This is a genomic window from Streptosporangium vulgare (assembly GCF_042428775.1).
GTDB lineage: Bacteria > Actinomycetota > Actinomycetes > Streptosporangiales > Streptosporangiaceae > Streptosporangium > Streptosporangium vulgare.
The window spans coordinates 152,862-165,671 of sequence record NZ_JBHMBS010000003.1 but is presented as its reverse complement, the minus strand read 5'-3'; the positions used below and the strand labels follow the sequence as shown (position 1 = coordinate 165,671).

The window sequence follows — 12,810 nt, the reverse complement described above, 5'->3', positions numbered from 1 at the left end:
CCGGCACCACGTCCCGGGCCAAGAGCCCCACCTCGCGAACCGCGAGCACCGGCTCCCGGACGGCCACCTCGCGTTCACGGACCGCGAGGCCCGCGGCACGTGCTACGGGCGCCGTCACCCGGGCAGCGGGTACCGCGGCGCGCACCGCGGGCGCCGCCACCCGCGCGGCCGGTACCGCCGCCTCGCGGGCGACCGGTGCCACGTCACGCACCAGGAGCTCCACAACCCGGGCGACCGGCACCACGTCCCGGGCCAAGAGCCCCACCTCGCGAACCGCGAGCACCGGCTCCCGGACGGCCACCTCGCGTTCACGGACCGCGAGGCCCGCGGCGCGGGCGGCCAAGCCCGCTTCGCGGACCACGAAGCCGGCCTCCCGGGCCGCGAAGCCCGCGTCGCGAGCTTCGGCGTCCACGTCCCGCACCGCGGGATCCGCCTCCCGGGCGAGGAGTTCGGCCCGCGGGAGATCGTCCAAGTAATCGCAGCGACGGGGCCGGTCAGGCCGCGCGTAACCACGGCCTGACCGGCCCCGTCATCTTGCCTGCCGGAGATCTGAATGTTCGTGCCCCGCCTGCTGTCCGTGCCCGCGGAAACCCTCTGGAACGTCGTACCCGGTGCGATCAAGGCCGTGCCCGCCGCGGTCATGAACGCCCTGCCGCGTTCGCGCGGGAAACGGGTCTGTCCCGGAGGGCTCCATGTCGATCTGCACGTGATCGGCTCACCGGGCAGCGAGTCGAAGGCCCAGCGGCTGGAGGACGCGCTGCTGAGGCTGGAGGGGATCGAGCGGGCGGAGGTCAACGGGGTCCTCGGCTCCGTCTTCGTGGGGTGCGACCCGGGCTCGATCAACCTGGAGAGGCTCCTGGAGGTCATCGAGGCGCTCGACGGCGAGGGCGACGACGACGATGACGATGACGAAGGCCTGACCGGCGACTACGACATCGACGACCTGGACGAGGACGCGGAGGACGAGGAGACCGAAGAGGAGCCGGACCTCCTCTCCTCCAAGCCGGCGGAGCACCACACCGCCAGGCTGGTGGAACGGCACACCCGCGCCGGCATCCGGCTCGGCGCGAGCCTGATCGGGGCGGGCATGGCGTTCGCCGGGCACGCGGTGCGCGCGCCGTCGATCCCGGCGATCTTTCCCGCCCTGCTGGGTCTCGCCGAGTCCACCCCGAGAGTCCGCCACGAGGTGGAACACCACCTCGGCGGCCCGGCCACCGTCACCCTGTTCACGACGGCGAACATCATCACCCACACGCTGGCGCTGCGCCGGGTGGGGATGCTCGTCCAGTCGGTCACCGCCACCGGCCGCTACCTGGAGGCACGCGACACGCTGCGGGCCTGGGAGGCGCGCCAGCATGAGCTGGCGTCGCGGAAGGGCTCCTACCGCCACATCCGCGCGGCCGGGAAAGCACGTCCCACGCCCGTAAACCACAGCCCCGTGGACCGGTTCGAGCGCGTCGGGAGCCCGCTGGCGGCCGGCGCCTCCGGGCTGACGTACCTTCTCAGCGACGGCCACGCGCGTGCCGTCGCCATGCTCACCGCGACGACGCCCAGGGCCGCGAAGCTGGGCCGTGAGTTCTTCGCCGTCGCGATCGGGCGTGCCCTGGCGAGACGCGGCGCGATCGTTCTCCAGGAACACGCCCTGCGCCACATGGACGGCATCGACAAGGTCATCTTCGACGCCGACGTGCTCGGCACCGGTTCGTGGGAGATCGACCGCATCATTCCCCTCGGTGAGCTGGACTCCCCGAACGGCGAGGGCCTCGACGGGCTGCGCGCGCGGCTCCTCACCCTGATCGACGCCGACGACCCCGGCGCGCGGCGGGAACACGACGAGTGGAAGGCCGAACCCCTCGCGGGCCCTGCCGGGCTCGTCACGGAGGACGCCGAGGGGTGGGAGGCCCAGGGGATCCGAGCCGTCCGCGTGACGAGGAAGGGGGTTCCGGCCGCCCTGGTCGGCATGGCGCCACGGGTCGACCCGCTGGCCGACGCGATCGTCGCCGCGGCGAAGGACGCGTGCGCCGTGGCGCTCGCGGGAGGCGGCACGGAACTCGGGCTGCGGCTCGGCATCGACGAGAGCGTGCCGGGCGGCACCCGGCTGGCCCGGTCGGTCCGCACGCTCCAGGCGGCCGGCCACGGGGTCGCCGTCGTTTCGGCGCGCCGCATGGCCGCGCTGGCCCAGGCCGACCTGGGCATCGGCGTGCTGCGCCGCTCGGGCCGGGTGCCCTGGGACGCGGACATGATCGCCGAGCTTGAGGAGGTCCACCTCCTCCTGAGCTGCCTGGGGCCGGCCAGGAGGACGAGCGAGCGATGCGCGTGGCTCACCTCCGCGGGAACCGTCGCCGGAGGCATGTTGACGACCCTCGGGCCGGCGGAGGAGTCGCAGAGCAAGGCGCAGCTCGCGAGCAACTGCACCGAGATGGCCGCCCTCGTCACGGGCGGATGGGCGGGCTGGCACGCCGGGCGGGAGACCCCGCCGGTCCGGGTCGACCAGACCCCCTGGCACGCGATGCCCACCAAGGAGGTCCTCGCCCTGCTGGGCTCGTCGGCCGCCGGGATCAGCGAGGCCGAGGCCGCGCGGCGCAGGTCCTCCAGGGGATCGGGAGAGCCGCAGGGCCCCGATTCGCTGCTCCGCGTGTCCGTCGAGGAACTGGCCAACCCGCTGACCCCCGTCCTGGCGGCCGGCGCGGGCCTGTCGGCCCTGGTCGGCTCGGTCTCCGACTCGGTGATGATAGGCACGGTCGTGCTCGCCAACGCGCTCATCGGAGGGGGCCAGCGCTACAGCGCCGACCGGGCGCTGCACCGCCTCACCGAGGCGGTGGCGATTCCCGTACGGCTGCGCCGCCCCCAGGAGAAGGCGGGCACCGCGGCGAAGGCGAGCGCGGCTCGCTCTCCCAAGCGAGGCTCCCACGAGAAGGCGGGCGCCGCCCGCTCCCACGAGCAGGTGAACGCGACCGTCGACGACCTCGTACCCGGCGACGTGATCGAGCTGCGCGCGGGCGACACCGTGCCCGCCGACTGCCGCGTGCTCAAGGCCGTGGGCCTGGAGGTCGACGAGGCGGCCCTGACCGGCGAGTCGCAGCTCGTCACCAAGTCGCCGGAGCCCGTCAACTCGCCCGCCGTCGCCGACCGGACCTCGATGGTCTACGACGGGACGACGGTGGCGGCCGGCAGCGGGCTCGCCGTGGTGGTCGCGGCGGGCGAGGCGACCGAGGCGGCCAGGACCGCCAGGGCCGCCGCGGAGCAGCCTCCGGTCACGGGCGTGCGGCTGCGGCTGCGGGAGCTGAGCCGGCGGGTCCTGCCGGTCGCGGTCGGATCAGGCGTCGTCCTGCTCGCCACCGACCTGCTGCGCGGCAACTCGGCGCCGCAGGCGCTCGCGCCGGCGGTGAGCCTCGCCGTCGCCGCCGTGCCCGAGGGGCTGCCGTTCGTCGCCTCTGTCGCGGAGCTCGCCTCCGCGCGGCGGCTGTCGACCCGTAACACCCTGGTGCCCAACCCCTCCACGATCGAGGCCCTCGGCCGGGTCAACGTCCTGTGCTTCGACAAGACGGGAACCCTCACCGAGGGGCACATCAGCCTGCGGTGCGTCTCGGACGTGCAGGACGAGCGCACCCTGGAGGACCTCACGCCCGAACTGCGGCACATCGTGACCGCCGGGATGCGCGCGTGCCCCCGGCACGACGAGGGGCGACCCGTCCCGCATCCCACCGACCGCGCCGTGCTGAAAGGGGCCGAGCGGCTGGGCGTGACCGAGAAGGGGACCGGAAGCTGGGAGCGGGTCGACGAGCTGCCCTTCGAGCCGGGACGCGGCTACCACGCCGTACTCGGCAAGGGCGACTCGGGCCCGCTGCTGAGCGTCAAGGGCGCCCCGGAGATCGTGGTCACCCGTTGCACGTCCATCCTCCGCGACGGCCGGGTGGTCCCCCTCGTGGACCACCTCGTGGCGGAGGTCGAGAAGGAGCTCGACCAGCTCGCCCGGCAGGGCTACCGGGTGCTCGCGGTCGCGGAGCGCTCCGCCTCCGACCGGCGCGACCTCGACGAGTCCCGCATCCAGGACCTGTGCTTCCTCGGGTTCCTCGGCCTGGCCGACCCCGTGCGGCCCACGGCCGCGGAGAGCGTCAGCCGCCTCACGCGGGCGGGCGTGCGCATCGTCATGATCACCGGTGACCATCCGAGCACGGCTGAGGCGATCGGCGCCGAGCTGAACGTGCTGAACGGCGGGCAGATCGTGACGGGACCCGAGCTGGACGAGATGGACGACGACGCCCTGCTGGAGGCGCTGCCGGACGTCACGGTCTTCGCCAGGACCACCCCGGCGCACAAGGCTCGGATCGTGAGCTGCCTGCGCCGGACCGGCAAGGTCGTCGCGGTCACCGGCGACGGCGCCAACGACGCCCCCGCGATCCGGGCCGCGGACGTGGGGATCGCCCTCGGGTCCCGCGCCACCCCGGCGGCGCGGGCGGCGGCCGACATCGTCGTGACCGACGACCGCATCGAGACGATCGTCGACGCGATCATCGAGGGCAGGGCGATGTGGGGGTCGGTCCGCGACGCCCTCAGCATCCTGCTCGGCGGCAACATCGGCGAGATCGTCTTCGCGGTCGGATCCAGCCTGATCAGCGGCGGGAACGTGCTGAACGCCCGGCAGCTGCTGCTGGTCAACCTGCTCACCGACATGCTGCCCGCGATGGCGGTGGCCTCCCGGCCGCCGGCGGCCACCAGCCCGGAGAAGCTGCTGGACGAGGGCCCCGAGGCGTCGCTGGGCGCCTCCCTGACCCGCGACATCTACCTGCGCGCCGCCACCACGGCGAGCGCGGCGGGCCTGGCCTGGGCGATCGGCCGGGTGACCGGTACGCGCGGGCGGGCGGACTCCATGGGGCTGGTCGCGCTCGTGTCGTCGCAGCTGCTGCAGACCCTGGCCCTGGGCAGCCGGGATCGCCTGGTGGCGCTGGCCTCGCTCCTGTCCCTCGCCGTCCTGGGCATGGCCGTCTCGGTTCCCGGGCTCTGCCGGTTCTTCGGCTGTCACTTCCTGGGGCCCGTGGGGTGGACCATCGCCCTGGGGAGCGCCGCGACCACGACGGCCGCCGGGGTGGCCTTCCAGGCGGTGACCCAGGGAGAGCCGTCACAGGAGACACAGGGAGAGACACAGGTGACACGGGGAGAGTCACAGGTGACACGGGGAGAGTCACAGGAGACACAGGTGACACGGGGAGAGTCACAGGAGGAGACGCGGAGCGTTTCACAGGAGGAGACGCAGGGCGAGGGGTGAGGGGCGACGCGGCGGATGTCACCGAACGTTCACCAAACAGCAACCTCATGACTGGTGACTTAGACTCCTTTGGTATGAATTATCGCCTTAAGACCCCTTTCTCCCTGTGAGGTTGCTATGTCCGGATTCCTTTCCACCGTGCTCGCCAAGGCGGTAGTCATGCTGATCGAGGCCCTGCTCACCCGCGTCATCCAGTCGCTCGTCATCTCGCTGGCCAGGACCGGCAACCTCCAGCTCGCCTGATCCCGCCTCGCGGCGGAAGCCCTCGGGCCCCTGTCGTTCAGCGGGCCTTCGAGGTGATGAGCCGGGCGACCTTGAGGTGCTCGGCCGAGCGCAGCACCCGCTCGGCCTCGGCCGGGTCGGCGACCGGCGCCCGGTCCAGCAGGCCGCGGGCGGCCTTCAGCTTCAGCAGTCGCCGGACGGACTGGTCGAGCCGTGCCTTGGAGATCTTCCCGGACGCCACGGCGGCCAGCAGCGCCCGGTGGGCCTCGCGGTAGTCCGGCGGCATGAGCAGCAGGTCCACCCCGGCCTGGATCGCCCGCACCGCGACCTCCCCGTCCCCGTACTTCTTGCGCACCCCCGCCATGTCCAGAGCATCGGTCGAGACGACCCCGTCGAAGCCGAGCTTCTCTCGGAGCAGACCGGTCAGGATCGGCTTGGAGAGGGTGGCGGGGTCACCCGAGGGGTCGAGCTTCGGCATCACGACGTGCGCGCTCATGATCGCGTCGACGTCCTTGCCGATGGCGGCGGCGAACGGCGGCGCGTCCAGCCTGTCCCACTGGGACCGGGAGTGCCTGATCACCGGCAGGCCGGTGTGGCTGTCGACGCCGGTGTCGCCGTGGCCGGGGAAGTGCTTGGCCGTGGCCCCGATCCCCGCGTCGTGGAAGCCCTGGACGGCGGCGGCGACCATCGGCGCGACCTTCTTCGGGTCCGAGCCGTACGCGCGCGGGCCGATCACCGGGTTGCGCGGGTTGACGTTGACGTCGGCGACGGGCGCGAAGTCGAGGTTGACGCCCAGGGCGCGCAGCTCGGTGCCCGTCACCCTGGCGGCCCGGCGGGCCAGCGAGAGGTCACCGGTCGCGCCGATGACCGACGCCCCGGGAAGGGGCGTGACCAGCGGGGCGAGGCGGGAGACCTTGCCGTTCTCCTGGTCGATGCCGATCAGCAGCGGGATCTCGGGGGACGCCTTCTGCAAGCCGTTGGTCAGCGCCACGACCTGCCGGACGCTCTTGATGTTTCCCGCCCAGGGGAAGAGGATCACCCCTCCGGGCCGGTAGCGGGCGACCATCTTCGCCGCGGTGTCCACCCCGAACCGCGCCTGGTTCTCCCCCGACGCCGTATCGGCCGCCGGGCCGTACAGCACGGGCATGAACAGCTGGCCGACCTTCTCCTCCACGCTCATCGAGGCGAGCATGCCCTCCACCCCCGCGGCCTCCACCGTCGCGGAGGCCGCCGGGGGAACGGGCGTCTCGGGGGACCCGGAGGAGCCAGGGGTCGCGGCAGTGGTGCCGGCGGTGCCGGTGGGTGCCGCTTCGGCGCTCGCGGAGCTCTCGCCCGCCCGCGTCGCGCCGGACGCGGGCGGGGCCGTCCTGCCCGCCTCCGCGCATCCGGCCACCATCGTCGCGATCATCGCGATACCCGTCACACGTCTCCACCGAACCATGCCGCTTACGCTATCCGTGCCCGCGCACCGGTGCCCGCCCGTCCACCCGGTCACCATCGGCCCCATGCCTCCCACCAACCGGTACTTTCCGATCCGTATGTCACCCACGAAGGAAGTCCGCCCACGTCACAGGGCCAGACCAGCCAGGCCGGGCAGGTGCGCGCGCGCCTCGGCGCGTGCGTCCGCCGGGGAGACCGCGGCCCGCGCGGCCGCGGCGGCGAGGTGACACTGCTGCCGCGTGTGGCGCGACAGCGCGGCCCGTACGGCGGGCAGCGCCGGGGCCGACATCGACAGCGAGGTGACCCCGAGCCCGACGAGCACGCAGGCGAGGGCCGGGTCGGCAGCGGCCTCACCGCAGGCCCCGCACTGCCTCCCGCGCTCGGCGGCGCCCGCCGCGGCCAGGGCGACCAGGTCGAGCAGGGCGGGCTGCCAGGCGTCCTGGAGCCCGGTCAGCGCGCCCAGCTGCCGGTCGGCCGCGAGAGCGTACTGGGCCAGGTCGTTGGTGCCGATGGAGAGGAAGCCCGCCCGGACGGCCAGGTCGGAGGCGCGCAGGGCCGCCGACGGTATCTCGACCATCACTCCCGCCGACGGCAGCCCCGCCGCGTCACAGGCGTCGGCGAACCAGGCGGCCTCCTCGGCGGTGGCCACCATCGGCGCCATCACCTGGAGTCTCCCCGCCGAGCGCGCGGCCGCCGCGGCCAGGGCGGCGAGCTGGGTGTCCATGATCTCCGGATGCGTCCTGAACAGCCGCACCCCCCGCTCCCCCAGCGCGGGATTGGGCTCGTGCGCTCCCGGCGGCAGGAAGGCGAGGGGCTTGTCGGCCCCCGCGTCGAGGGTCCGCACGATCACCCTGCCTCCGGGGAAGGCGTCCAGCACCTCCAGGTAGGCGGCCTCCTGCTCCGCCGCGGAGGGCGCCTCGGCCCGGTCGAGGAAGAGGAACTCGGTCCGGTAGAGCCCGATCCCCTCGGCCCCGTACTCCAGGGCGGCGGCCACATCCCGAGGCCCGCCGATGTTGGCGAGCAGCGGCACGGCGTGCCCGTCGGCGGTCGTCCCCGGCCCCGTGGCGGAGGCCAGCACGGCCTCCCGCGCGGCGGCGGCGTTGCGCGCCCCGAGGACCTCGTCGTCGGAGGGCGCGGGCCGTACGAGACCGGATGCCCCGTCGACCAGCACCGGCGTCCCCGGCGCGATCGAGGTCGCCCCCGGGCAGGCCACCACGGCCGGCACCCCCATGGCGCGGGCGAGGATCGCGGTGTGGCTGGTCGGGCCGCCCTGCTCGGTGACGAAGGCCGCCACCACGTCCGGGGACAGCAGTGCGGTGTCGGCGGGCGCCAGGTCGCGGGCGACGAGGACGTACGGCTGCCCGGTGTCCTCGGGCGGTCCGGGCGCGGGCCGGCCCTCGATCACCGCGATGGCGCGGTCCCTGACGTCGTCCAGGTCGGCGACACGCTCACCGAGGTATCCCCCGGCGGCGGCGAGCAGGTCGCGGTAGTGGCCGAACGCCTCGTAGACCGCGCGGGCCGCGGCGGTGCCCGCCTCGACCAGCGTGGCCACCCCGTCCGCCAGGCCCGGGTCGCGGGCCATCATGGCCTGCGCCTCCAGGATCTCCCTGGCCTCGCCACCGGCGCGGGCCCCCCGCTCCTCCAGGTCGGCGGCGACCCGCTCCAGCGCCCGCCCGGCCAGGGCGAGCTCCGCGGCCGCGTCCCCGGCCTCCCCTCCGTGCCGGGAACCCGGGGCCGGGACGGTCGCCTCGTACGCGAGCACGTGGGCGGGACCGACGCCGACCCCGGGGCTCACCCCCACCCCGGTGAGCGTGCTCACGGCGCCGACGCGATGCCGGCCAGCTGGTCGAGCAGCTCCTCGGCTCCCTCGCCCTCCGCCCTGATCACCACTGTGTCGCCCTCCCTGACGTCGAGCGAGAGGACCGCCAGGATGCTCTTCGCGTTCACCGGCTCGCCGTATCCCTTGGAGACGGTGACGTCCAGGGACGCCTTGGCCGCCGTCTGGACGAACGTCGCGGCGGGTCTGGCGTGCAGGCCGACCTCTGACTTGACGGTGACTTGGCGCTCGGCCACGTGTTCCTCCCGAAGGTTCGCCCGCGGTCTAGACCGCGGGATCATTGATGCTCGACAGGGGCCAGTCGACCCCCGTCAGGTCCGCGACCACGAGGTCGGCCGCGGTCAGCTCAGTGCCCGGGTGCGTGGTCGCTATGCCCACGCACGCCATGCCCGCCGCCTTGGCCGCCGTGATCCCGGCGATCGAGTCCTCGAACGCCACACAGTGTGCCGGATCGACCGACAGGCGTGCGGCGGCGAGGAGGAACCCCTCGGGGTCGGGCTTGCCCACGGACACGTCGTGGGCGGACACGATCGTCTCCAGCAGGTCGCGGATGCCGACCTGCGCCAGCCGCAGCTCCGCCCAGTCACGGCCCGCGGAGGTGACGACCGCGACCGGCGAACCGTACGCCGCGACCCTGCGGACCAGCTCGGCGGCACCGGGCACCGGCACAATGTCGGGCAGGTCAGGATGGTCGTGGAAGGAGAAGGCCTCCTCGATCAGGTCGTCGATCCGCTTGCCGGGGAAGAGGTGGGCCCTCTCCGTCAGGACGTCGCGCCCGCGCCGCCCCATGAACCCGCGCAGCACGACCTCGTCGTGGACCACTCCGTGGTTGTCGAGCAGCATCGACCACGCGGCCATGCTCCGTCGCTCGCTGTTGATCAGCGTCCCGTCGAGATCGAAGAGCGCCGCCTTCACCGTCTTCCCCACTCCTGCGTCCTCACTCTCGGCTCCGCGGCCGGTGCTTCGTGGTCGGTGGCCCGGTTCTCGTGAGACCCCGGCCGGATCGCTCCACCCGAAGAACTCGTCATGGCCGGTATCTCGATTCTCGTGAAACGTCGGCCGGATCGCTCCACTCGAAGAGCTCGTCACCGGCGCCGACGGCTCCCGCGGCGAGGCCGGTGACGGCGTTCGCGGCGGCGTCCAGCGCCACGACCGGGCAGATCGGGTGGCGCCCGCCCGCCTCGATCCCAGCCGGGTCCCACGCCACCACCGGCTGCCCGGCGCTCACCCGGTCGCCCTCGGCTGCGAGCGGCTCGAAGCCCTCCCCCCTGAGCTCGACCGTGTCGATGCCCAGGTGGACGAGGACCCCCCGGCCGTCGTCGCCGACGACCACGAACGCGTGCGGGTGCAGCTTGACGATGGTGCCCGCGATGGGAGAGAGCACCCGTCCGGGGGTCCTGTCCGGCTCGATCGCCATGCCGGGCCCGACCAGCCCTTCGGAGAAGACCGGGTCGGGCACCGAGCCGAGCCTCACGGCCACCCCCGCGACCGGTGCCAGAACTGTGGTCACCGCACCCCCCTCGGCATGCCGCCCGTGAGGACGGCCCGTCGGCGCCCCGGCCGCCCACACGTGCCGTCCGGGCGCGCCCCACCCGCGAGAACGTCCTCGCCGGCCCCTGTCGGCTCCCGTCAGACCCGATCAGCCCTGATCAGCCGATGTCCGGCCCTGCTCTCAGCCGATGATGTCCTCGATGTCGCTGGCGATCGTGTCGGCCTCGGGACCCACCACCACCTGGACGACGTTGCCCGCCGCCATCACACCGTGCGCGCCGGCCGCCCGCAGGGCCACCTGGTCGACCTTGGAGGCGTCGCGCACCTCGGTGCGGAGCCGGGTGATGCACGGTTCGATCTCGATGATGTTGCCCGCACCACCGAGTCCAGCGATGATCGCGTCGGCGTCGGCCGCCATGTCGCCCTCCAGATGTGATCACCCTGTTCCCAAGGCTACGACCAGGCTAAAGGACAGGTCGCGATCAGTCGGTCTGAGTCACCTTGTTGAGACCGCGGGGGGCGTCGGGGTCGATCCCCAGCCTGCGCGCGAGCGCCTCGGTGAGCAGCTGACCGGGGACGATGAGGCCCAGCGGGGCGACCCACTCGGGAAGGTCGGGGCCGTTCAGCGCGGCGGTGGAGACCGAGGAGAGCGCGGTGCCGCCGCCGACGGTGTAGGCCGAGGCGCCCGCGCCGGTCACCCGCTCGGCGAGCGCCACCGTGCCGGCCAGGGTCGGGCCCTCGCCCGCCGCGACCAGGATGGCCGGGGTGTCCTCGTCGACCACGGCGATCGGGCCGTGCAGCAGGTCGGCGTACGACAGGCCCATGGCGTGCAGGTAGCACGCCTCCTTGAGCTTGAGCGCCAGCTCCAGCGCGGTGGAGAAGGCGAGCCCCCGGCCGGAGACCACGACGCCCGGCTTGTCGGCCAGGCCCTCGACGATCGCCTCCAGGTCGCCCGGGTCGCCGACCAGCTTCTCGACCGCGTCCGGCACCCGCTGCAGGTCGGCGGCGTCGACGTCCGCGCCGAGGCCGAGGGCGAGCACCGCGAGCGCGGCGAGCTGGGTGGTGTAGGTCTTGGTGGCCGGGACGGCCTTCTCCTCGCCCGCGACCGTGCACAGGGCGAGGTCCGCGGCCTGGGCCAGGGGGCTCTGCTCGCCGCCGTTGGTGATGGCCACGGTTTTGGCTCCGCAGTCCTTCGCCCAGGCGAGGGTGTCGACGATCTCCTCGGTCCTGCCCGACTGGGAGAGGGCGACGGCCAGCACGCCGTCGAGGTCCAGCCTGCGCCGGTAGGTCGTGGCGATCGAGGGAGCGGCGAGAGTGGAGAGCCTGCCCGTGTGGGTCTCGGCCAGGTAGCGACCGTAGACTGCGGCGTTGTCGGAGGTGCCACGGGCGATGAACAGCAGCTGGCGGGTCTCCCCCGCGAGCCGTTCCACCTCCCCGACCCTGGGGAGGAGGGCGTCGAGCGTGGCTCGCAGCGCGGCGGGCTGCTCGGCGATCTCGCTGCGCATCTTGGTCGTCATCTCGCGCTCATCCTTCGGTTCGGACGGACGAGACCGGGCCGTTATCGATCCGTCTCCGGTCCGTACGTTGACACCCTTTTCCGGCCTGTGGTCTAGTCCGGACTAGACCAGTACGAACCATAACTCATGCGACATCTCAGATCGAGGGGGGAGGATCCTGTGGCCCAGATCGATCCGGACAGCCCGGTGCCCAAATACTTCCAGCTCCGGGAGATCCTGCTCGATCTCATCGAGAACAACGAGCTCGCGATCGGCACGGCGATCCCGTCCGAACGCGAGCTCTGCCAGCGCTTCGGGCTGTCCCGCATGACCGTACGCCAGGCCGTGGACCACCTGGTCTCCGAGGGCAGGCTTCAGCGGGTGGCGGGCAAGGGCACGTTCGTGGCCCGCCCCAAGATCGAGATGTCCCTGCGGCTCACCTCCTTCAGCGACGAGATGCGCGCCAGGGGCATGGAGCCCGGCTCCCGCGACCTGGACCGGCGGGTGGTCAGGGCGAGCGCGCACCTGGCCAGGGAGCTCGGCATCCAGCCGGGTGACGAGGTTCACTTCATCGAGCGGCTGCGGACCGCGGCCGACGAGCCCATGTGCATCGAGCGGGCCCACATTCCCGTCTCCCTCGCGCCCGACCTCGACACCCACGACCTGACGGGCCGCTCCCTCTACGCCCTTCTGGAGACCCGCTACGGCCTGGTGCTCGACGCCGGTGAGCTCACCATCGACGGTGGCATCGCCGACCCCGGGGACGCCGACCTGCTGAAGTTGCCGCGCGGCGGGGCCGTGCTGCTGCTCCAGCGGCGCTCCTTCGCGGGAGGCGTCTGCGCCGAACTCGGGGTGTCCACCTATCGCGCCGACCGTTACCAGCTCCGTACGATCCTGGAGATACCGGCCCGCCGCGCCTGATCCCGATGCCCGCCCGACCGACCACGTCCCACCCGCCGCGTCCGCTCAGATCACCTTCCGGCCCCGCGTCGCCGCCGTCACACCCCGCCCTGTCCCGCGCGACCGCCCCCTTCGCCGCCCTCCTCCCTTCCAGCCCT

General features: G+C 73.2%; 11 protein-coding genes. 3 read left to right on the top strand and 8 right to left on the bottom strand.

The window, feature by feature from the left end; genetic code table 11:
* Positions 1-412: hypothetical protein (locus ACFFRH_RS07605; RefSeq protein WP_386155266.1), on the bottom strand; the 412-nt coding region annotated here is incomplete at its 3' end.
* Positions 413-553: 141 nt separating this feature from the next.
* On the opposite strand from ACFFRH_RS07605, the gene ACFFRH_RS07600 reads away from it, so the two are divergent.
* Positions 554-5,266 carry an HAD-IC family P-type ATPase gene (locus tag ACFFRH_RS07600; RefSeq protein WP_344746456.1) on the top strand — a complete coding sequence of 1,571 codons (4,713 nt, stop codon included), beginning with the start codon at positions 554-556 and terminating at the stop codon, positions 5,264-5,266.
* Positions 5,267-5,383: 117 nt separating this feature from the next.
* On the top strand, positions 5,384-5,509 hold the full coding sequence (locus ACFFRH_RS07595; protein ID WP_344746457.1) for a hypothetical protein: 126 nt from the start codon (positions 5,384-5,386) through the stop codon (positions 5,507-5,509).
* A 37-nt stretch (positions 5,510-5,546) separates the two neighbouring features.
* Here the strand turns inward: ACFFRH_RS07595 and ACFFRH_RS07590 are convergent, their stop codons facing one another.
* The 7 genes from ACFFRH_RS07590 to ACFFRH_RS07560 form a co-directional block, all read right to left on the bottom strand.
* Positions 5,547-6,911, bottom strand: coding sequence for a glycoside hydrolase family 3 protein (locus tag ACFFRH_RS07590; RefSeq protein ID WP_386155263.1), 1,365 nt, complete (start codon positions 6,909-6,911; stop codon positions 5,547-5,549).
* 144 nt (positions 6,912-7,055) lie between these two features.
* Positions 7,056-8,747, bottom strand: a complete 1,692-nt coding sequence (gene ptsP / locus ACFFRH_RS07585; protein WP_386155261.1) for a phosphoenolpyruvate--protein phosphotransferase — start codon at positions 8,745-8,747, stop codon at positions 7,056-7,058.
* The gene (locus ACFFRH_RS07580) at positions 8,744-9,001 is read right to left on the bottom strand and encodes an HPr family phosphocarrier protein (RefSeq protein ID WP_344746458.1); all 258 of its coding nucleotides are present in this window, start codon (positions 8,999-9,001) and stop codon (positions 8,744-8,746) included. Before ACFFRH_RS07580 ends, ptsP begins: the two co-directional genes overlap by 4 nt.
* A 28-nt stretch (positions 9,002-9,029) precedes the next feature.
* Positions 9,030-9,692: an HAD family hydrolase gene (locus ACFFRH_RS07575; RefSeq protein ID WP_344746459.1), complete on the bottom strand. Its 663-nt coding sequence runs from the start codon at positions 9,690-9,692 to the stop codon at positions 9,030-9,032.
* A 97-nt stretch (positions 9,693-9,789) separates the two neighbouring features.
* A complete protein-coding gene (locus ACFFRH_RS07570; protein ID WP_344746460.1) occupies positions 9,790-10,275 on the bottom strand; it encodes a PTS sugar transporter subunit IIA in 486 nt (161 codons plus the stop codon).
* A 162-nt stretch (positions 10,276-10,437) separates the two neighbouring features.
* On the bottom strand, positions 10,438-10,674 hold the full coding sequence (locus ACFFRH_RS07565) for a PTS sugar transporter subunit IIB (RefSeq protein ID WP_386155258.1): 237 nt from the start codon (positions 10,672-10,674) through the stop codon (positions 10,438-10,440).
* A 64-nt stretch (positions 10,675-10,738) separates the two neighbouring features.
* Positions 10,739-11,773: an SIS domain-containing protein gene (locus tag ACFFRH_RS07560; protein WP_386155256.1), complete on the bottom strand. Its 1,035-nt coding sequence runs from the start codon at positions 11,771-11,773 to the stop codon at positions 10,739-10,741.
* Positions 11,774-11,932: 159 nt separating this feature from the next.
* Between ACFFRH_RS07560 and ACFFRH_RS07555 the strand changes: the two genes are divergently transcribed.
* Positions 11,933-12,673, top strand: a complete 741-nt coding sequence (locus ACFFRH_RS07555) for a GntR family transcriptional regulator (protein ID WP_362837563.1) — start codon at positions 11,933-11,935, stop codon at positions 12,671-12,673.
* Positions 12,674-12,810 lie beyond the last annotated feature (137 nt).

Bases quoted from the DNA above. Each gene is read 5' to 3' on its own strand.
- ACFFRH_RS07600 (WP_344746456.1), top strand. From the start codon at position 554: ATGTTCGTGCCCCGCCTGCTGTCCGTGCCCGCGGAAACCCTCTGGAAC.
- ACFFRH_RS07595 (WP_344746457.1), top strand. From the start codon at position 5,384: ATGTCCGGATTCCTTTCCACCGTGCTCGCCAAGGCGGTAGTCATGCTG.
- ACFFRH_RS07565 (WP_386155258.1), bottom strand. From the start codon at position 10,674: ATGGCGGCCGACGCCGACGCGATCATCGCTGGACTCGGTGGTGCGGGC.
- ACFFRH_RS07560 (WP_386155256.1), bottom strand. From the start codon at position 11,773: ATGACGACCAAGATGCGCAGCGAGATCGCCGAGCAGCCCGCCGCGCTG.